Below are 20,196 nucleotides of genomic sequence, written 5' to 3' on the forward strand. Positions count from 1 at the left end.
GAATCACTGGCCCCACGAATCACGCAAGGTCACGGTACGGTTGAATACCGGCTGACCTGGTTTCGAGTCCTTGATATCCGCGCAGAAGTAACCTTCGCGCTCGAACTGGAAACGGTCTTCCGGCTGTGCGTCGCCAAGCGATGGCTCGGCACGACAACCAGTGAGTACTTGCAGGGAGTCAGGGTTGATGTTGTCGAGGAAACTGGCGCTGTCTTCGGCCTTTTCAGGGTTCGGCGAGCGGAACAGGCGATCGTACAGGCGCACTTCGCACTCGATGCTGGCCGCGGCTGGCACCCAGTGGATCACGCCCTTGACCTTGCGGCCTTCAGGGTTCTTGCCCAGTGTTTCCGGGTCGTAGGAGCAGCGCAGTTCGACGATGTTGCCATCGGCGTCCTTGATCGCTTCGTCGGCACGGATCACGTAGCTGCCGCGCAGGCGCACTTCGCCGTTCGGCTCCAGGCGCTTGTAGCCCTTTGGCGGCTCTTCCATGAAGTCATCGCGGTCGATGTAGATTTCACGGGCGAACGGCAGCTTGCGCACGCCGAGTTCTTCTTTCTGCGGATGACGCGGCAACTCGAGGTTGTCGACCTTGTCTTCCGGGTAGTTGGTGATCACGACCTTCAACGGACGCAGCACGCACATGGCGCGCGGAGCGTTTGCGTCCAGGTCCTGGCGGATGCTGAATTCGAGCATGCCGAAGTCGACCACGCCGTCGGAACGGTTGGTGCCGACCATGTCGCAGAAGTTGCGGATCGATGCCGGGGTGTAGCCGCGACGGCGGAAGCCCGACAGCGTGGACATGCGCGGGTCGTCCCAACCGTGTACGTGCTTTTCATCGACCAGTTGCTTGAGCTTGCGCTTGCTGGTGATGGTGTAGTTCAGGTTCAGGCGGCTGAACTCGTACTGACGCGGGTGCGCCGGCACTGGCAGGCTGTCCAGGAACCATTCGTACAGCGGGCGATGGCTTTCGAACTCCAGGGTGCAGATGGAGTGGGTGATGCCTTCGATGGCGTCGGACTGACCGTGGGTGAAGTCGTAGTTCGGGTAGATGCACCACTTGTCGCCCGTCTGGTGGTGATGGGCGTGGCGGATGCGGTACATGATCGGATCGCGCAGGTTCATGTTCGGCGAGGCCATGTCGATCTTGGCACGCAGCACGCGGGCGCCGTCCGGGAACTCACCGGCGCGCATGCGGGCGAACCAATCCAGGTTCTCTTCCACCGAACGGTCGCGGAACGGGCTGTTCTTGCCCGGCTCGGTCAGGGTGCCACGGTATTCCTTGGCCTGTTCCGGGCTCAGGTCGTCGACATAGGCCTTGCCGGCCTTGATCAGTTCGACGGCCCAGTCGAACAGCTGGTCGAAGTATTTGGAGGCATAGCGCACTTCACCGGACCATTCGAAGCCCAGCCACTTGATGTCGCTTTCGATGGCGTCGATGTATTCCTGGTCTTCCTTGGCCGGGTTGGTGTCGTCGAAACGCAGGTGCGTGACGCCACCGAACTCCTGGGCCAGGCCGAAGTTCACACAGATCGACTTGGCGTGACCGATGTGCAGGTAGCCGTTGGGCTCTGGCGGGAAGCGGGTGACGATCTGCGTGTGCTTGCCCGAATCCAGGTCCGCCTGGATGATCGGGCGCAGGAAATTGACCGGGACGGCAGGTCCGGCCTTGGAATTCGAGGTAGGGTCGACAGTGGGCTTGCTCATAGGATCCTTGAACAGACAAGTACGTGGCCGGGCTAGGCCGACAAAACAAAGGCGATATCATAGCCGATGCTGTCAAGTACCTGACAGAGCGAGGCCAAAAACTGCAGCATTTATTGCATCGGCGGTAAAAAACCACCTCGAAATTCCTGCAGGGCACGCTAAACTGCGCGCCTTGGCCGCAGATTCGCCATACCGGTCGTGGTGCACAGGCACCCAAACCCACGAATTCCCTGAAAAGAGTAGTGAACATGACTCAAGTCAAACTGACCACCAACCACGGTGACATCGTCATCGAGCTGAACGCCGAGAAAGCGCCGATCACCGTCGCCAACTTCATCGAGTACGTGAACGCCGGCCACTACGAAAACACCGTTTTCCACCGTGTCATCGGCAACTTCATGATCCAGGGCGGCGGTTTCGAGCCTGGCATGAAAGAAAAGAAAGACAAGCGTCCAAGCATCCAGAACGAAGCGGACAACGGCCTTTCCAACGACAAGTACACCGTCGCCATGGCCCGTACCATGGAGCCGCATTCGGCCTCCGCGCAGTTCTTCATCAACGTCGCCGACAACGCCTTCCTGAACCACAGCGGCAAGAACGTGCAGGGTTGGGGCTACGCGGTATTCGGTAAAGTCACCGAAGGCCAGGACGTCGTCGACAAGATCAAAGGCGTGCAGACCACCGGTAAAGCCGGTCACCAGGACGTTCCGGTAGAAGACGTTATCGTCGAGAAAGCCGAGATCGTTGGGTGATATTGCTGATTTCAGATTTGCATCTGGAAGAGGAGCGCTCGGATATTACCCGGGCGTTTCTGGATCTGCTCCACACCCGCGCCCGTGGCGCCCAGGCGTTGTACATTCTGGGGGACTTCTTTGAAGCCTGGATTGGCGACGATGGGATGACACCGTTTCAGCGCTCCATTTGCGCAGCCCTGCGCGAACTGAGCGACAGCGGCACCCCGATTTTCATCATGCACGGCAACCGTGATTTCCTGATCGGCAAGGCGTTCTGCAAAGCCGCGGGTGCCACCTTGCTCAAGGACCCGAGTGTCGTGCAGCTCCATGGCGAGCCCGTGCTATTGATGCACGGCGACAGCCTCTGTACCCGCGACGTCGGCTATATGAAGCTGCGACGCATCCTGCGCAACCCGATTGTGTTGTTTATCCTGCGCCACCTTCCTTTGAGCACCCGCCATAAGCTGGCGCGCAAGCTGCGCAGTGAAAGCCGGGCGCAGACGCGCATGAAAGCCAACGACATTGTGGATGTGACGCCCGAGGAAGTGCCGCGGGTGATGCAGCAGTTCGGCGTGCGCACCCTGGTCCACGGCCATACCCACCGCCCGGCCATTCACAAGTTGCAGATTGGTGACCAGGCGGCCAAGCGCATCGTGCTGGGGGATTGGGACAAGCAAGGGTGGGCATTGCAGGTGGATGAGCAAGGGTTTCAATTGGCGGCGTTTGATTTCGTCAATCCGCAGCTGGCCCTACCCGGCGCCTGATCACCCATCCCCCTGTAGGAGCCGGCCTGCCGGCGATGGCGGTGTTTCAGTTGGCACATAGGCCGACTGATAGACCGCTATCGCCGGTAAGCCGGCGCCTACAGTGATCCGGGTATCAGTGGCCGGAGGCCTCCGGCCCCGCCTTCGCGCCAAACGGCGGCTTCGCCAACCACACCAGCAACATCAACCCCATGAACATCCACCCCAGCAACGTGAAGTAGTCCACGGTGGACATCATGTACGCCTGGCTGGTGAGGATCTGATCGAGCTGCGTGTAGGCCTTCTGCCCTGCCCCGCCCAGCGCTTGCAAGGCATCGCGGGTCGCGGAGTCGTAGGTGGTCATGTTTTCGCTCATGTAAGCATGGTGCTGGTCCGCCCGGCGGATCCAGATCCAGGTGGTCAGCGACGCCGCAAAACTACCGCCCAGGGTCCGCAGGAAAGTTGCCAAACCCGCGCCGTCGGCAATCTGGTGCGGCGGCAGGTCGGACATCAGGATGCTCAGGGTCGGCATGAAGAACAGCGCCACGCCGATCCCCATGAACAGCTGCACCAGGGCGATATGCTGGAAGTCCACCTCATTGGTAAAACCTGCGCGCATGAAACAACTCAGACCAATCGCCAGGAATGCCAGGCCCGCCAACAGGCGCAGGTCGAACTTGTGCGCGTACTTGCCGACAAACGGCGACATCAGCACCGGCAAGATACCAATTGGCGCCACCGCCAGCCCGGCCCAAGTGGCGGTGTAGCCCATCTGGGTCTGCAGCCATTGCGGCAGGATCAGGTTGATACCGAAGAAGCCCGCGTAGCCCAGGATCAACACAATGGTGCCGATCCGGAAGTTACGGTAAGCGAACAGCTTAAGGTTGACCACCGGGTGTTTGTCGGTGAGCTCCCAGATGATGAACACCGCCAGGGCAATCACCGAAATCGCCGCACCAATGATGATGAAGTTGGATTCGAACCAGTCCAGGTCATTGCCCTTGTCGAGGATGATCTGCAAGGCGCCGACGCCGACGATCAGGCTCAACAGCCCCACGTAGTCCATCGGTTGATGGCTGGTGACCACTGGGCGTTTCTTCAGCTGGGAACGCACCACCATCACCGCAAAAATGCCGATCGGTACGTTGATGAAGAAGATCCACGGCCAGCTGTAGCTGTCCGTAATCCAGCCGCCGAGGATCGGCCCGGCAATCGGCGCCACCACGGTAACCATCGCGAGCAACGCCAGGGCCATGCCGCGCCTCGCCGGCGGGTAGACCGCAATCAGCAGTGTCTGGGTCATCGGGTACAACGGCCCGGCCACCAGGCCTTGTATGACCCGAAAGGCGATCAGCTCGGGCATCGACGTGGAAATACCACAGAGGAACGACGCCAACACAAACAGCATGGTCGCCCATAGAAACAGCTTCACTTCGCCAAAACGGCGGCTCAACCAGCCGGTGAGCGGCAAGGCAATCGCGTTGCTCACCGCAAACGAGGTGATGACCCAGGTGCCCTGCTCCGAACTCACGCCCAGGTTGCCGGAAATGGTTGGCAACGCCACGTTGGCGATGGTGGTGTCGAGCACCTGCATGAAGGTCGCCAGCGACAGGCCAATAGTGGCCATCAACAGGCTGGGTGGCGTGAAGGAGGCGTTATTGCTCATCAGCGTTGCACAGCCTTGGGTGCGGCGAGGCTGTTGTCATGGATCAACTGGGTGATCATGGCATCCGCTTCGGCGAGTTGGCGGTCATACACGTTGGTGGTGAATGAGGCTTTCTGCGGCGCCTGCTGCGCCAGGACCGGGCCGCTCTGGTCGTGCAGGTCCACGTTGACCAGGGTACTCAAGCCCACGCGCAGCGGGTGCTTGGCCAACTCGTCAGCATTGATATGGATGCGCACCGGCACCCGTTGCACGATCTTGATCCAGTTACCGGTGGCGTTCTGCGCCGGCAGCAGGGCAAATGCGCTACCCGTACCTGCACCCAGGCTATCGATGGTGCCGCTGAATTTCACGTCGCTGCCATAGATGTCCGACTCGATGTCCACCGGCTGGCCGATGCGCATGTCGCGCAGTTGGGTTTCCTTGAAGTTGGCGTCGATCCACAGCTGGTTCAGCGGAATCACGGCCATCAACGCGGTGCCCGGTTGCACGCGCTGCCCCAGTTGCACAGTGCGCTTGGCCACGTAGCCGGTGACCGGTGCGATCAAGGTACTGCGCGCATTGGTCAGGTAGGCCTGGCGCAATTGCGCAGCGGCGGCCTGCACGTCGGGGTGAGACGAAATCACGGTGTCATCCACCAACGCGTTGGTGGTTTTCAGTTGCTGCTCAAGGTTGGTCAGTGCGTTTTTAGCGGCGGTCAGGCTGTCACGGGCGTGGGACAGTTCTTCCTGGGAAATCGCCCCGCCCTGGGCCAGGGTTTTACGGCGGTTGAAGTTATCCTGGGCGGTTTGCACGTCGGCTTTCTGCGCATTGACCTGCGCCTTCATGCCGTCGACGTTGCTGTACAAGCCGCGCACCTGGCGCACGGTGCGGGCCAGGTTGGCCTGGGCGCTTTGCAGGCCGACGGCGGCGTCGTTCGGGTCGAAGTTGACCAGCACTTGGCCTTCGTGGACCAGGTCGCCATCGTCGGCACCGATGCTGACCACCGTGCCGGTGACCAGTGGGGTGATTTCCACCACGTTGCCATTCACATAGGCATCGTCGGTGCTTTCATTGAAGCGGCCGTAGAGTTCATACCAGCCCCACACTCCCACTACCGCCAGGATGACGATCAGCGCCAGGCCGATCAGCATCACTTTGCGTTTGCGGGGGTTGCTGTCCTTGGGTTGTTCAGTTGCGTTGGTGTTTTCGGCAGTGGCCATGACAAATACCTCAAATTATTCCGAGCGGGCGGGGGTGGTCGCGGCCATGTTCCTGGCGTCGTATCCGCCACCCAGGGCCTGCATCAATTGAATCGACAGATCGATCTGCGCGGCATTCAGCGTCGCCAGCTGGCGCTGGGCCTGCAGCAATTGCTGCTCGATGCTGAGCACATCCAGGTAGTTGCCGATGCCAGAGCTGTAGCGCTGCACACCGGTGTCGTAGGACTGCTGGGCAATGTCCGCGGCATGTTGCTGGGCCTGGATCTGCCGGCCGGTGTCGCGCAGTTGTGAAAGGGTGTTGCCGATGTCGCCCAGGGCTTGCACCAGGGTCTTGTTGTACTGCGCCACGGCCAGGTCGTAGTCAGCGTCACGGGCATCGAGGTCGGCGCGCAGGCGGCCGCCGTCAAAGATCGGCAGTGAAATCGTCGGCGCAATGTTGAAGAAGCGGCTGGCCGAACCAAACATTGCATCCCCCAACAACGACTCGGCCCCAGCGCTCGCGCTCAGGTTGAGGTTGGGGTAGAAGCGGGTCTTGCTCGCATCGATATTCTTGCCGGCTGCCTCGACACGCCAGCGCGCGGCGATCAGGTCCGGACGACGGCCCAGCAGCTCGGCGGGCAACACCGAGGGCACGGCGACGGCGCTGGGCTTCAGCACGTTGGGCCGGGCCAGTTCACTGCCCCGGTCCGGGCCTTTGCCGAGCAACACCGCCAGGGCGATCTTGGCACTTTGCAGCTGTTTTTCCGCGTCGATCAGTTGCGACTGGGAGCTGGCTTCCAGGCTTTCGGTCTGCTGGTACTGGTAGTGGCTGTCGATACCCGAGTTCAGGCGACGCTTGCCCAGGTCGAGCATCTGCCGGGTGCGCTTGAGGTCGTCTTCGGCCAAGTCCCGCACGATGTGGGCCTGACCCAGGTCGCTGTAGGCCTTGGCCACGTTGGCAGCCAGGGTCAGCCGCGCGGCCTGTTGATCGACCTGGGCGGCGCGCGCCTCGCCCAACGCGGCTTCCCAGGCGGCCCGCTGCCCCCCCCATAGGTCGAAGTTGTAGTTGAAGCTGGCGCCGATGTTGCGCACGGTGGAATAGGCATCACCCTCCCCGCGTGGGTCCTGGTCTTTGGCCAGGCGCGAACGACTCACGCCCGCGCTGGCATCCAGGGTCGGCATGCGCGCGGCGTTGGCGGCATAGGCAGCGGCCTCGGCCTGGTGGGCACGGGCGCTGGCGACTTGCATGTCGGGGCTGTTTTGCAGGGCTTCCTGGATCAGGCCGTCGAGCTGTGGGTCGCCGAGGCTTTTCCACCAATCGGCGCTGGGCCAGGCCGCGCTCGATAAGGTCACGCCGCTCAACGTCTTGCCCGTTTGCAGGCTGCCGGCGTCGAGGCGTTTGCCTTGGGTGTCGAGGCCGCTGTAGTTGGCGCAACCGGCCATGCTCATGGCCACCAGCACCAGGCTAAGTGCGCGTCTGTTCATTCATTACCTACCCGCTGGATGACGATGGCGTCACCGGCAGCTACCAGAATTTTCTTGAGGATCCGTTCCAGGGTTTGCAACTCGCCAGGCTCCAGGGCGCCGGCCAACTCGTTCATCGACTGCGCGCCGATGTGCGGCAGCATGTCCGCCAGGCGCTGGCCGTCTTCGGTGAGCACCAGCCGCACCTGGCGCCGGTCCTGCTCGGAGCGCTGGCGCGCCAGCAGGCCCTTCTGTTCCAGGCGGTCGAGCATGCGGGTCATGGAGCCGCTGTCCAGGGACAGGTTGCGGCACAGTTCCGCCGGGGTATCGACGTCGAACTGGGCAATGATGATCAACACCTTGAACTGCGCGGCCGTCACGCCATGCGGTTCCATATGGGTATCGATAATGCGGTCCTTGAGCAGCGCCGCCCGGCCCAGAAGCAGGCCGAGATGGCAGTTGCGAAAACTGTCAGGAGTGAAGTGAGACATCGGAAGTCACCTTATTACTGCCTAGGCAGTGAATGTATGACAAGATGTTACTGCTTAGGCAGCGAATGTCAAATGGAATTATTAGCTTGCTTGGTATCTGGCGGATGAGTGGGGGGTTCTAAGGATCGTCTGATTTTTCCCACGGTTGGCCATCTCTAAAGTGGCGGGATGAGATTAAAGAGCTACCTGCACCAGATCAGCCCCGTGCTGTCCACGCCCCATGCCGCGCGCCGCCTGTTGCGTATTTTTGCGTTGGTACTGCTGGTGGGCATGTTGGGCGGCGTGTACAGCTTCCTGCTGTTCACTTTCAACAATGAGATCTCCCAGCGGCGCAGCTACATGAGCAGCGCCATCGCCGAGGCGCATACCTTTTTCACCACCCGTGAAGCGCTGTTGGAAAGCCTCAGTCTGTCAGCGACACGCAAGGCCGAATTGAATCTGCCGGTCTCCGATGAGGAAATCCGCCTGTTGCTGGGAAATACCCCGGGCAAGCAATGGAGCATTTGGCTGACCCAGCGCATGCGTGATTTCTTGAGGGCCAAGCAGCTCAACCTGCTGTATGTCAGCACGGATGCCCAGGTGCTGCGGCTGTACGATGCGTCGCCCGTGGCGGCCGATTTCCCCGCGACCATGCTTGAGCAACTGCACGCCCTCAAGCAGCAGAAAACCCTGCAGGAACTCTGGCTGACCCACGCCACGGACGGCCACTCACAGCTGTACATCTTCATTCGCCTGGATGAACGCGACCTGGACTCCGGCTGGCTCGGCCTGGAAATGGATGACCGTGAAGTCTCCAACGCGCTGAGCGATCACAGCGCTGGCGAGTTCACCATGTTCAATGCCCAAGGCATGCCGCTCTTCAGCAACAGCCATAAACCACCGCCAGGGCAAAACCTGCCGCACTTGCACCAGCAGGACTTCTTCGGTTTTGTCGGCGATGGCTGGCTGCCCGAACAATTGGTGCTGCGCAAACAACTGAAGTCTTCAGATTGGCAACTCACCTACTCCATCGACCTGCGCGCGGTCCTGTGGGCACTCTGGCCACAGATGCTCGGCGCCCTGCTGTTCTGCCTGCTGACCATCAGCCTGGTGTGCCTGCTCACCCGTCGCCTCGAACACCGCTTTATCACGCCGGCGATCCACCGCATCCAGGCGCTGGTGGAAAGCGAGCTGTTCAGCCGCGATGTGATCCAGACCGCCCCCGTGGCGCTGTGCGTACTGCGTCGCACCGATGGCACGGTGGTGCTGAAAAACACCCTGGCCCAACAGTGGCTCGGTGAGTGTGGCGCACAACTCGGTCCCGGCTGGATCCGTCAGGCCTTCGACCCCGACGCCCCCTGCCTCACCGACTATTTCGAAGCCGCCGACGGCCGCCATCTGTACCTGAGCTGCGCGCCCACCCGCTACAAAGGCGAAGACGTATTGCTCTGCGCCTTCAGCGACATCAGCGCACGCCGGCAGATCGAAGCTGCGCTGGAACAGGCACGCCAGTCCGCAGACGCCGCCAACGAAGCCAAGACCTTGTTCCTGGCCACCATGAGCCATGAGATCCGCACGCCGCTGTATGGCGTGCTCGGCACCCTGGAACTGCTCGCCCGCACCCGCCTGGATGCCCAGCAGAAAAGCTACCTGCACGCCATCGAGGGATCGTCCGCGACGTTGCTGCAACTGATCTGCGATGTGCTCGACGTGTCAAAAATCGAAGCCGGGCAATTGGCCCTGGAACTGAGCGAATTCTGTGTGCCGACCCTGGTGCAGGAAGTGGTGCAAGGCTATGCGGCAGCGGCACACAGCAAAGGCTTGCAGTTGTACGCCTGCCTCGATCCGCAACTGCCCCGGCGCCTGATCGGCGATGCCAGCCGCGTACGCCAGATTCTCAACAATCTGCTGAGCAACGCGGTCAAGTTCACTGACTCCGGCCGCGTGGTGCTGCGGGTCAAAAAGCTCAGTCGCGAAGGCGAACGGGTGTGCCTGCAATGGCAAATCTCCGACACCGGCAAAGGCATCGCCCCTGCCGACCAGGCGTTTATCTTCGAGCCGTTCTACCAGAGCGAAGGCAACTCCCATGTGATCGCCGGCACCGGCCTTGGCCTGGCGATCTGCCTGCGCCTGACCCACTTGATGAACGGCACCCTGCGCTTGGTCAGCGAGCCGGGACTGGGCAGCAGCTTTTCCCTGACCGTACCGCTGGAGCAACCGTCCGGCAACGCGACGCCGGCCTTGCAGCCATTGGCAGCGGAAATCGTGTATGTGCTGTCGCCAATCCGCGAACTGGCCGACAGCCTCTGCGGCTGGCTGCGCCGCTGGGGCGCGCGCGCGCAGGTCGGTCTGCCGACCAGCACAGAGCTGGCGGGGCCCGGTGTATTGCTTGAACTCATCGAACGCCGCCCCGACTTGCCCTGGCACGGGCCACGGGTACTGGCCAGCAATGACGGCGCGCACGAACCGCAGTTCAGCGGCGATGGCTGGCAGGTCAACCTCAACGACCTGGACGCGATCCAACAAGCCGTCCGCCACGCCCAGAACGGCCAGGTGGTGCCGCCCCAGGCGCGCTGCGAAGTGCGCGACCTGCGCCCCTTGCACCTGCACATCCTGGTGGCCGAAGACAACGTCATCAACCAGTTGATCCTGCGCGACCAGCTTGAAGAACTCGGGTGCAGCGTGGAACTGGCCAGCGATGGCGAAGAGGCCTTGGCGCGCTGGCACGAGGGCACCTTCGACATTGTGCTCACCGACGTCAACATGCCCAGGCTCAACGGCTACGAACTGACCGAAGCGCTTCGACGCCTGGGCTGCACCACCCCGATCATCGGCGCAACCGCCAACGCCCTGCGCGGTGAAGAAGCCTTGTGCCTGGCGGCCGGCATGAATCACTGCCTGGTCAAACCCTTTACGCTGCGAGCCTTGTCGACTGTCCTGGCTCCCTACGAACGAGCCATCCATGAAGCCCTGTAGCATTCTGATTGTCGAAGACCATCCCTTTCAGCACCTGTATTTGCAGAACCTGTTCAGCGAGTTGGGTGAGTTCGACCTGGTGTGCGCACGCGACGGTGAGGAGGCGCTGGCCTGCCTGAAGCAACGAGACTTCGACCTGGTGCTCACTGACCTGTTGATGCCAGGCATGGACGGCGTGCAATTTATCCAAGGCCTGGCCGCGCAACCGTCGCGCCCAGCATTGGCGATCATGAGCGCCGCCTCACGGCGCATGTTGATGGGCGCGAGCCTGGTGGCGAGCAACCTGCAAGTGAAGGTGATCGGGCTGATTTCCAAGCCGGTGAATGCCGCGGCCTTGCGCTGCCTGACCGATCAATTGCTGGCGCTGCGCCAGGTCGAACCGGCCGAGACCCAGCCCGGCATTGATTGCCAAAGCCTGATGAATGCCCTGGTCAATGGCGAACTGCAAGCCTGGTTCCAACCCAAGAAAGCCCTGAGCAATGGTCGCATCGTCGCGGCCGAAGCCTTGGTGCGCTGGGTTCACCCCGAGCATGGCCTGTTGTTACCCGGCATGTTCCTGCCGGCATTGATCAGTTGCAACCTCGAAGAACGCTTGTTGTGGTGCGTGCTGAAACAAGCGATGACCGCCCAAGCCGCCTGGCGCCAACACGGCTATGACATCCCGGTATCCATCAACCTGCCCACTCACTTGCTTAACAGCCACGACCTGCCCGATCGCATCCTGGCGTTCGTGCTGGAGCATCAGGGTTTGCCCGCACGCATCTGTTTCGAGCTGATGGAGTGTTCGGTGCCGGATGACATCAGCAACTTCTACGCCGGGGCCTGCCGTTTGCGCATCAAGGGCTTTGGCTTGTCCCAGGATGATTTCGGCAAGGGCTACAGCTCGTACATGAACCTGGTGTCGGCGCCGTTTACCGAGGTGAAAATCGACCGCGCACTGGTGCAAGGCTGCAACGCCAACGAGGAACTGGCCCAGGCGCTCACGAGCATTGTCAGCCTGGGCCGTCAGTTGGGGTTGATCGTGGTGGCTGAAGGCGTAGAAACCGCGCAAGAACTTGCGCTGTTGCGTAAGATCGACTGCACTCAGGTCCAAGGTTTCCTGATCTCCCACGCCGTGTCTTCGGATCAGTTCCAGCAATTGCTGACCCACGACGGGCCGGCGAGCGCCTATTGACCCGCTGGCCGGGTGCGAACGAACGCCGTTAGCTTGCGAGGTCACCGCGTCATGCATCACCCCAACGCCTTCCTGGAGAAACTCACCAGCAGTTCGCTGCGCCTGAACAAAGGCTTGCTGGTGCTGGGGGCCTTGGTGCTGTTGCTGCTGGGGATCAGCTACCTGGGGGTGCAGCGCATGGTTCACGAACAGCGCGACACCTTGCAGTTCCACTTCGCCCGGCTGATGGAGAACATCCACGAGCAGGAAGTGTTCTTGATCGATATCTCACGGGGCAGCACCAACGCTAAGTACAAGTCCATTGGCCTGCCGCCGCCTTTTGTGCAAAAGCCGCTGCCCGAGGAAGGGCCGAACACCTATGAAGGCCGCGGTTTGCCGTTCTCCCTGCCCTACAGTTTGAAAATCAACCCCGACAAAATAGCCGCTGACCAATACCCCAAGGTTTTCGCCCTGGGCATCTACCTGTCGGCTTACTACAGCGCCTTTTGGGCGGGTTCCCATTACCAGGCTCCTCAAGTGGTCGTGGTGAACGGCCCGGACAATTTCGACATCGCCGTGCCCTCCTCCGGCCGGCTGCGCGATGGCGGCCACGTGCATATAGGTATGTTGGTGGACGTGATGACCCAACTCAACGAGCGCCTGCACCTACAGAACACCTCCCAGACCCTTCACACCGTGCACTGGGAACCCTACGACACTGCCCCCGATGGCAAGGAAGCTCCGATACTGTTGGGTTATGTCGATATCAACCTGGCCTCCACCTCGTTGACCGTCACCGGCGCCAACACCTGGGTGGTGGTGGCCTCGCTGCTGGACCTGTCCAAGGTCAATAACATCGAGCGGCTGATGCAGTGGTCGATCTACGACGACTTCACCTTGATCACTCCAGGTGGCGTAGTGCTAACCGGGGCCGTCAAGCCCGGCGAGGTGCTCAATGAAGGTGTAAATTTCAACCGCGACGGCCTGGTGTTCAAGCTGACAAGCCAGGGCGAGCAGCCCTGGACGGCGATCTACGTGATCAGCCTGCAACGCTTCCTCGACTATGCGCTATGGCCTTTGCTGTGCCTGGTGGGCGTGGTGTTGGTGATGCTGGGGTGCAGTCGCGCGTTCAATCGCTGGTACACCGCACGGGTAGTACTGCCTGCGCACCGAGCCCATGCCAGCATTGCCGAAAGCTCGGCATTCGCACGAGCAGTCATCGACACCGCACCGACCGGCCTGTGCGTGATCCGGCGCAGCGACCATCACGTACTCCTGCAGAACCAGCGCGCCTTGGAGTGGCGCGACGCTCGCCCGCTGTTCGACTTGCTCAAGCAACAGACGCATGCTGAACCGGGCCAGGCCGACCTGGAAAGCGAAGGCCGCCACCTGCACGTGGCCTTTGTGCCCACCCGCTACCAGGGCCAGGACGCGTGGCTGTGTGCGGTGCATGACGTGACCCGGCATATCGAAGACGCTGCGGCCCTGGAAGAAGCGCGCCAAGCCGCAGACTCGGCAAGCGAAGCCAAAAGCCGCTTCCTCGCGACCATGAGCCACGAAATTCGTACGCCGCTGTATGGCGTGCTGGGTACCTTGGAGCTGCTCGGCCTCACGTCGCTCGCGCCGCGCCAGCAGGATTACCTGCAGACCATCCAGCGTTCCTCAACCACGCTGTTCCAACTGATCAGCGACGTGCTGGATGTCTCCAAAATCGAAGCGGGGCAAATGACCCTCGAACTCCAGGATTTCTGCCCACTGGAACTGACAGAAGACTGCGTGCGCACCTACAGCGCGTTCGCCCGCTCCAAGGGCCTGCAGCTGTATGCCTGCATCGACGCGGGCCTACCGGATCGATTGCGCGGTGACCCCCTGCGCATCCGCCAGATCCTCAATAACCTGCTGAGCAATGCGATCAAGTTCACCGACAACGGGCGTGTGGTGCTGCGCCTGCGCGCGTCGGAGAACACCGACGGCGAGGTAGACCTGCAATGGCAAGTCAGCGACTCCGGTGTGGGCATTTCCCAAGCGCAACAGCAACAATTGTTCGACCCGTTCTACCAGGCCGAAGATGCCACTAGCCAGGCCGGCGCAGGCCTGGGCCTGGCGATTTGCAAATGGTTGTGCGAGTTGATGCGCGGCCAACTGAACGTGGTCAGCGAACCCGGCCTGGGCAGCAGCTTTACCCTGCACCTCGCGCTGGAGTCAGTCCCCGGCGCCCTGACTGACTGCCCCGCCTTCAGCCCCGGCATGCCGACGGTCTATGTGCGCGCGCAGGAACTTGAACGGGCGCAACACCTGATCGACTGGCTCAAGCGCCTAGGGCTCGACAGCCGCACGGTTTCACCCGATGCGCCGTCCTCTGCACTGCTAGTGGACTTCACCCGAGAGCCGGCTTGGCCCGGCACGCGGATCATCGCCACAGCCGGCGGGCCGAACCCGGCGCAGCGGTGTGCTAGCGATTGGGCCGTCGACGCCGACGACGTACGCGCCATTGCCTGGGCCATTTCCCTGGCACAGCAGGGTGCCGAGGCCGGCAACCGCCCCGCGCCCACCGTCAACGCGCGCCCGCTCAACCTGCAAGTGCTGGTAGCCGAAGACAATGTGATCAACGCCGCCATCATCCAGGAACAACTGCAAGCACTGGGCTGCTCGGTGGTGCTGGCCGCCAACGGCGAACAAGCGCTCATGCAATGGCTACCGGGGCGCTTCGACCTGGTGCTGACCGACGTGAACATGCCGGTGATGAACGGTTACCAGTTGGCCAAGGCGTTGCGCCAGCAAGATGCCGCGCTGCCCATTATCGGGGTGACCGCCAATGCCATGCGTGAAGAAGGCGAACACTGCACCGCCGTCGGCATGAATGCGTGGATGGTCAAGCCGCTGAACCTCGCCACCTTGCGTACTAAGTTGGAAAAGTACTGCAAGATCGAGGTGCCCGCCGTCGTCGACATGCCGCCGTTGTCGCCCAAAATGCGCGAACTGTTTGTCACCACCCTGCGTCAGGATGTACAGGCCACCCTGACCGCGCTGGACAACCAGGACGCCAATGGCGCGGCGCAGCAATTGCACAGCATGGCCGGCGCCCTCGGCGCGGTGCAACTTGGTGACATGGCCAGCGCCTTTGTTGAACTGGAACTGCGCCTGACCGGCATGGCCGTCACGCCCGCGCTCGCCCTGGAAGTGCGGCGCAACCTGGCTCGCCTCACGGCATTGCTCGACACCTTTGAATAACCTCACTCTGGATAATCACCCCATGGAAACCCTCAACGTAGTCATTGCAGACGATCACCCCATCGTGCTGGTCGGAGTACGGGAACTGGTCGAGCGCGATGAGCGTTTTCGCGTGGTGGGCGAAGCCGTGTGCTCGAACGAATTGGTGACGCTGCTGGAAAACACCGCCGTGGACCTGGTAATCACCGACTTCAACATGCCGGCGGACTCGCCCTACGGCGATGGCCTGAAGTTGGTGGAGTACCTGGTGCGGCACTTTCCCAAGGTGCGCGTGCTGGTGCTGACGATGATCTCCAATCCACTGATCCTGACGCGCTTGCAGGAATTGGGCGTGCTGGCCGTGATCCAGAAAAACCAACTGCACAATGAGATCCAGGCCGCGCTCAAGGCTATCGCCCGTGGCAACCCGGTTCGCAGCAAGGGCCCGCAACCGACCTCGGTACTGGAATCTTCCGACCTCGATGAGCGCTTCACCCGGCTGTCGCCCAAGGAGCATGAGATCCTGCGGTTGTTTGTATCAGGACAAAGCGTCAATGAAATTGCACGCGGGTTGAACCGCAGTGCCAAAACCATCAGCACACAAAAAGTTGCGGCCATGCGCAAGTTGGAAGTCAACAGCGACCAAGACTTGCTGGCTTATTGCATAGAGCGAAACTTGTTCAACTAACACCCGCTTCTAGGGATCGTCTGATGTTCCACTAACCGCCGCCGTCTTATCGTGTTGTTTTAACCCCACCATGGAAAAACAACATGAAACAGCTGTCTCGCACACTTCTGGCATTATCGATCTTCGCCGCGGGCAATGCCTTTGCCGTCGACCCACCGGTAACACCGACCAAGGCCGGCAGCGGCACCATCAACTTCACCGGCAGTATCAACAATGACGCCTGCTCCGTTGAAGGCATCGGCTTGAACAAAACCATCTCGATCAGCATGGGCGAAGTGTCGATCAAGGACATGGGCACCGCCACCGCCCCCAAAGGCAACGGCACCCTGAGCGCCGAGAACTTTGACATGAAGATCAGCTGCAACGCCGGCACCAAGGTGGCGATGATCTTCGAACCGACCAAAGGCGCCGGCTCAGGCATCGTGACCGGCACCAAAGTGTTGAAGCTGATCGACGGCCTGGGCGCCGCCAAGAACATCGGTATCGCCCTGCTGGATGCCAATGGCGCACTGATCGACTTGAGCTCGCCGACCACCGCGAAGATCGAGAACACCTTGCAGGACAGCAACACCACGCTGAAATTTTCGGCCGCCTACGTCACCACCATCGACGCTGCCTCTGCCGTGGCCGGTCGCGGCGATGCCACCCTGCCGTTCACCCTGCAGTACGAATAACCCCAACCCGATGCGGGGCCTGCGGGCCTCGCACACCTCTCGAACGTAGCGGTAGCCATTATGTTTCTTCGCCATTCACTGTCCCTGTGCGCGGGCCTGCTCGGCCTGCTTGCAGTCGGGCAAGCCACAGCCGGGATTTCGTTGAGCAGCACGCGTTTGGTGTTCGACGGCCAACACAAAGAAGCCGGAATCACCGTACGCAACAGCGGTGAGGACGTGTTGATCCAGTCCTGGGTCGACACGGACGCCGACGACGCGACTTCGGTACCGTTTGCCGTCACCCCGCCGCTGGCGCGGGTCACCAGCAATGAGCAACAACTGTTGCGCGTGATCTATGAAGGCACGGGCATGCCCAGCGACCGCGAGTCGGTCGTATGGCTCAACGTGCAGGAAATCCCCAAGGCCTCAAAAACCGAGAACACCTTGCAGCTTGCCGTGCGCCAGCGCATCAAGGTGTTCTTCCGCCCGCCCGCGTTGAAAAACAACGCCTACCTGGCGCCGACCGAGCTGCTCTGGCAGTTGGCCGAACACGCCGGTAAACGCGTGCTGCGGGTGAGCAACCCGGGGGTTTATCACGTGTCGATTGCCGACATCACCCTGCAGGCCGGGGCCGTCAGCGAACATCCATTTGATTCGATGTTGATTGCGCCAGGCGAACAAAAAGAGTTCCAACTCAAGCAACTTTCCTCGATTAACTCCGCGCTCTTGAAGTTCAGCAGCATCAACGACTATGGCGCACAAGACCCTTATAGCGCGCAACTTTCTGAGCGTGCTCAAACCAGCGCCAGTTTGAACAAAGAGTCGCCATAACGCGCCTGCCGTTCGCGCAGCCGCACTTTCACTGTATTTCTCTTCGCTCCGTTAGTTCGTATCGGAGGTGATATAGGGTTCCTGCATGTTTTTATTCAAGCGCGATAGTCTGGCGCCATTTTTGATTGCCGTGGGCTTCAGTTCGGTCTGCCAGGCCGACGGCGATGAACAGTTCAATACGTCATTTTTGCAAGGCGCCGCAGCGTCGGTCGACCTGCAGTCATTGCTCGCCAGCAGCAGCGTACTCCCCGGCAATTACCGGGTTGACCTGTATGGCAACGACACCCTGGTGGGCCGACGCGATATCGACTTTCGCCGCAACCCTGTAAACGGCCGAGTCGAAGCCTGCCTGACCCTGGAGATGCTGCAACAAGTGGGCGTCGATATCGGCGCCTTGCAGTCCAGCGGCAAACTCGTCGACACCGATCCCAATGCCTGCCTCGACCTGCCTGCGCTGATCGAACACGCCAAAGTGCGCTACGACGTCCCGCGCCTGCGCCTGCTGGTCAGTGTGCCGCAACGCGCCATGGAGCGCGGACGCCGCGGTTATGTCGATCCGGCCTTGTGGGATGACGGCGTACCCGCCGCGTTCATCAACTACCAGTTGAGCAGCAACCGCAGCAGCACCGACGCCGACACCACACTCTCGAATAACCTGGGCCTTCGCAACGGTATCAACCTGGGTGCGTGGCGCTTGCGCAACGAGTCGAACTTCAGCAGCAACACCGGCCGCCCCAGCACGTTCAAGAGCAACCGCAGCTACCTGCAACATGACGTGACCGCCTTGAAGGGCCAGTTCAGTGCCGGGGACATTTTCTCGGATGCCGACCTGTTCGACAGCGTGCGCTATCGCGGCTTGAAACTGGCCTCCGACGACGGCATGCGCGCTGACAGCGAGCGCGGCTACGCGCCGATCATCCGCGGCATTGCGCAGTCCAGCGCCACCGTGGAGATCCGCCAGAACAACTACATCCTCTATACCGCCAACGTGCCGCCGGGTCCGTTCGAGATCAGCGACATTTACCCCAGCGGCTCCAACGGCGACCTTGAGGTGACGGTGATCGAAGCGGACGGCCGTCGCCGGGTCACGGTGCAGGCGTTTTCCAGCCTGCCGATCATGGTGCGTGAAGGCCAACTGAAATACAGCGTCTCGGCGGGCAAGTACAACAGCAACAGTGACGCGCAGAAGACCCCGCAGTTTGTCAGCAGCACCCTGGCGTATGGCATCAGCAGCAACCTGTCGGGAATCGTCGGGGTGCAGGCCACGCAGGACTTCCAGGCGCTATCCATCGGGGCCGGGCGCAATACGTCGATCGGTGCGGTGTCGCTGGACATGACCCACTCCGCCAGCCGCACCTTTGGCCGGCAGGTCACGGGCAACAGCTTGCGCGCGCTGTATGCCAAGACGTTTACCGGCACCGACACCAACTTCACACTGGCGGCCTACCGCTATTCGACCGAGGGTTATCGCACCCTCACCGAGCATGTCGAGGAACTGAGCAGCGACGGCCGCACACGCCTGGGCAGCTCGAAAACCCGCACCGACCTGACCGTCAACCAGAGCCTGGGCCGCAACCAGCAGTTCGGCAGTGTGTACGTAAACGCCAGCGATCAGCGCTACTGGGGACGCGGCGGCGCGCAAAGCCTGTCAGCGGGCTACAGCAATTACTGGGGCGACGTGAGCTACAACGTCAGTGCCACCCATACCAAGGATGTGGGCAACTACGGGCCGACGAACAATGACACGCTGATCAACCTGTCCCTGTCGTTTCCACTGGGCTCTAAGCCACGCGCGCCGAGAGCATTTGTCTCCGCCAGCACGCAAAAAGACAGCGACACCACGCAAATGGGCGTCAACGGTTACCTGACGGACGACAGCGACACCTATTACTCACTGCAAGCCGGCAACAGCAACACGGGCGGCAGCACCGGCTCGGCCAACCTCAGCACCCGCACCTCGCTGATGGACATCAGCGGCGGTTACAGCCAGGGCCGTGGCTACAGCGCGCAGAACCTCAACGTGGCCGGGTCAGTGGTGGCCCACGCGGGTGGTATCAACCTGGGACAGACCGTGGGCGAGACCTTTGCGCTGGCGCAAGTCGAAGGCATTCCCGGCGTGAAGATTGGCAGTTTCTCCGGCGCAAAAACCGGCAGCAACGGCTATGCCGTGATCCCCAATGCCCAGCCTTACCGGGTCAACTGGATCAGCCTGGACACCCGCGACCTGGGCGCAGAGATCGAAATCGATAACGCCACCCAACAAGTCGTACCTCGACGCGGCGCCGTGGTTTTGGCCCGCTACGCCAGCAAGACCGGACGCCGCGTACAGTTCGCCTTGTTCGACGCCCAGCACCGACCGATCCCGTTTGGCGCATCGCTGGAAAACACAGCGGGCAAGCAAATTGCAATCGCCGACCCGAGTGGCAAGGCGTTGGCCTTGGTGGAAGAAGACACGGGGACGCTGGTGATCAAATGGGGCGACCAGCACTGCCAGGCGCCCTATGCGCTGGGCGAACCCAACAAGGCGCTGAACTATGAGCGAGTGGCATTGACCTGCGCGCCCTAGCGCCAACCACGAGGCGAAGCGAGTCGCTCTTGATCTGGCTTTTGATCTCAGGCGCCCCGTCAAACACGCTGGCCGAACGCAGGCTTGAATCCGTGGGTAACCCGGCAGGACGCCGGGTTAGCCGCGCTGGGCCAAGGATGGCCCATCGCGGCGGCCCACG

At 61.5% G+C, this 20,196-nt stretch carries 14 protein-coding genes; 9 read left to right on the forward strand and 5 right to left on the reverse strand.

Annotation, left to right across the window (positions count from 1 at the left end):
• Positions 1 to 3: 3 nt before the first annotated feature.
• Positions 4 to 1,704 carry a glutamine--tRNA ligase/YqeY domain fusion protein gene (locus U367_RS0110395; RefSeq protein ID WP_028616873.1) on the reverse strand — a complete coding sequence of 567 codons (1,701 nt, stop codon included), beginning with the start codon at positions 1,702 to 1,704 and terminating at the stop codon, positions 4 to 6.
• 248 nt (positions 1,705 to 1,952) lie between these two features.
• Here U367_RS0110395 and U367_RS0110400 point away from each other — a divergent pair, with 248 nt between their 5' ends.
• Positions 1,953 to 2,456: a peptidylprolyl isomerase gene (locus U367_RS0110400; protein WP_010209496.1), complete on the forward strand. Its 504-nt coding sequence runs from the start codon at positions 1,953 to 1,955 to the stop codon at positions 2,454 to 2,456.
• Positions 2,453 to 3,202 carry a UDP-2,3-diacylglucosamine diphosphatase gene (lpxH, locus tag U367_RS0110405; RefSeq protein ID WP_028616874.1) on the forward strand — a complete coding sequence of 250 codons (750 nt, stop codon included), beginning with the start codon at positions 2,453 to 2,455 and terminating at the stop codon, positions 3,200 to 3,202. The genes U367_RS0110400 and lpxH overlap by 4 nt, the downstream gene beginning before the upstream one ends.
• 115 nt (positions 3,203 to 3,317) lie before the next feature.
• On the opposite strand, the gene U367_RS0110410 is transcribed toward lpxH, so the two are convergent.
• Genes U367_RS0110410 through U367_RS0110425 form a run of 4 tightly spaced genes read right to left on the reverse strand, consistent with a single transcriptional unit; the run spans position 3,318 to position 7,980 of the window.
• A complete protein-coding gene (locus U367_RS0110410; RefSeq protein ID WP_028616875.1) occupies positions 3,318 to 4,847 on the reverse strand; it encodes a DHA2 family efflux MFS transporter permease subunit in 1,530 nt (509 codons plus the stop codon).
• On the reverse strand, positions 4,847 to 6,046 hold the full coding sequence (locus tag U367_RS0110415; RefSeq protein WP_028616876.1) for an HlyD family secretion protein: 1,200 nt from the start codon (positions 6,044 to 6,046) through the stop codon (positions 4,847 to 4,849). The genes U367_RS0110410 and U367_RS0110415 overlap by 1 nt, the downstream gene beginning before the upstream one ends.
• 15 nt (positions 6,047 to 6,061) lie before the next feature.
• Positions 6,062 to 7,510, reverse strand: a complete 1,449-nt coding sequence (locus U367_RS0110420) for an efflux transporter outer membrane subunit (protein ID WP_028616877.1) — start codon at positions 7,508 to 7,510, stop codon at positions 6,062 to 6,064.
• Positions 7,507 to 7,980, reverse strand: a complete 474-nt coding sequence (locus tag U367_RS0110425; protein WP_016977433.1) for a MarR family winged helix-turn-helix transcriptional regulator — start codon at positions 7,978 to 7,980, stop codon at positions 7,507 to 7,509. The genes U367_RS0110420 and U367_RS0110425 overlap by 4 nt, the downstream gene beginning before the upstream one ends.
• Before the next feature lie 168 nt (positions 7,981 to 8,148).
• On the opposite strand from U367_RS0110425, the gene U367_RS0110430 reads away from it, so the two are divergent.
• From U367_RS0110430 to U367_RS0110460, 7 genes are all read left to right on the forward strand, one after another.
• On the forward strand, positions 8,149 to 10,935 hold the full coding sequence (locus tag U367_RS0110430) for an ATP-binding protein (protein WP_028616878.1): 2,787 nt from the start codon (positions 8,149 to 8,151) through the stop codon (positions 10,933 to 10,935).
• Entirely contained in the window at positions 10,922 to 12,109 is a 1,188-nt protein-coding gene (locus U367_RS0110435; protein WP_028616879.1) for an EAL domain-containing response regulator, read from the forward strand. The genes U367_RS0110430 and U367_RS0110435 overlap by 14 nt, the downstream gene beginning before the upstream one ends.
• A 51-nt stretch (positions 12,110 to 12,160) precedes the next feature.
• Positions 12,161 to 15,319 carry a hybrid sensor histidine kinase/response regulator gene (locus U367_RS0110440; RefSeq protein ID WP_028616880.1) on the forward strand — a complete coding sequence of 1,053 codons (3,159 nt, stop codon included), beginning with the start codon at positions 12,161 to 12,163 and terminating at the stop codon, positions 15,317 to 15,319.
• Positions 15,320 to 15,341: 22 nt separating this feature from the next.
• Entirely contained in the window at positions 15,342 to 15,986 is a 645-nt protein-coding gene (locus tag U367_RS0110445) for a response regulator (protein WP_028616881.1), read from the forward strand.
• Between the two features lie 83 nt (positions 15,987 to 16,069).
• Entirely contained in the window at positions 16,070 to 16,660 is a 591-nt protein-coding gene (locus tag U367_RS0110450; RefSeq protein WP_028616882.1) for a fimbrial protein, read from the forward strand.
• Between the two features lie 60 nt (positions 16,661 to 16,720).
• Entirely contained in the window at positions 16,721 to 17,470 is a 750-nt protein-coding gene (locus U367_RS0110455; protein ID WP_028616883.1) for a fimbrial biogenesis chaperone, read from the forward strand.
• Between the two features lie 85 nt (positions 17,471 to 17,555).
• Positions 17,556 to 20,036: a fimbria/pilus outer membrane usher protein gene (locus U367_RS0110460; RefSeq protein WP_028616884.1), complete on the forward strand. Its 2,481-nt coding sequence runs from the start codon at positions 17,556 to 17,558 to the stop codon at positions 20,034 to 20,036.
• The last annotated feature ends 160 nt before the right edge of the window (positions 20,037 to 20,196 follow it).

This window comes from Pseudomonas canadensis, from assembly GCF_000503215.1.
Lineage (GTDB): Bacteria > Pseudomonadota > Gammaproteobacteria > Pseudomonadales > Pseudomonadaceae > Aquipseudomonas > Aquipseudomonas canadensis.

Bases quoted from the DNA above. Each gene is read 5' to 3' on its own strand.
- U367_RS0110395 (WP_028616873.1), bottom strand. From the start codon at position 1,704: ATGAGCAAGCCCACTGTCGACCCTACCTCGAATTCCAAGGCCGGACCT.
- U367_RS0110400 (WP_010209496.1), top strand. From the start codon at position 1,953: ATGACTCAAGTCAAACTGACCACCAACCACGGTGACATCGTCATCGAG.
- U367_RS0110410 (WP_028616875.1), bottom strand. From the start codon at position 4,847: ATGAGCAATAACGCCTCCTTCACGCCACCCAGCCTGTTGATGGCCACT.
- U367_RS0110415 (WP_028616876.1), bottom strand. From the start codon at position 6,046: ATGGCCACTGCCGAAAACACCAACGCAACTGAACAACCCAAGGACAGC.
- U367_RS0110420 (WP_028616877.1), bottom strand. From the start codon at position 7,510: ATGAACAGACGCGCACTTAGCCTGGTGCTGGTGGCCATGAGCATGGCC.
- U367_RS0110425 (WP_016977433.1), bottom strand. From the start codon at position 7,980: ATGTCTCACTTCACTCCTGACAGTTTTCGCAACTGCCATCTCGGCCTG.
- U367_RS0110430 (WP_028616878.1), top strand. From the start codon at position 8,149: ATGAGATTAAAGAGCTACCTGCACCAGATCAGCCCCGTGCTGTCCACG.
- U367_RS0110435 (WP_028616879.1), top strand. From the start codon at position 10,922: ATGAAGCCCTGTAGCATTCTGATTGTCGAAGACCATCCCTTTCAGCAC.
- U367_RS0110440 (WP_028616880.1), top strand. From the start codon at position 12,161: ATGCATCACCCCAACGCCTTCCTGGAGAAACTCACCAGCAGTTCGCTG.
- U367_RS0110445 (WP_028616881.1), top strand. From the start codon at position 15,342: ATGGAAACCCTCAACGTAGTCATTGCAGACGATCACCCCATCGTGCTG.
- U367_RS0110450 (WP_028616882.1), top strand. From the start codon at position 16,070: ATGAAACAGCTGTCTCGCACACTTCTGGCATTATCGATCTTCGCCGCG.
- U367_RS0110455 (WP_028616883.1), top strand. From the start codon at position 16,721: ATGTTTCTTCGCCATTCACTGTCCCTGTGCGCGGGCCTGCTCGGCCTG.
- U367_RS0110460 (WP_028616884.1), top strand. From the start codon at position 17,556: ATGTTTTTATTCAAGCGCGATAGTCTGGCGCCATTTTTGATTGCCGTG.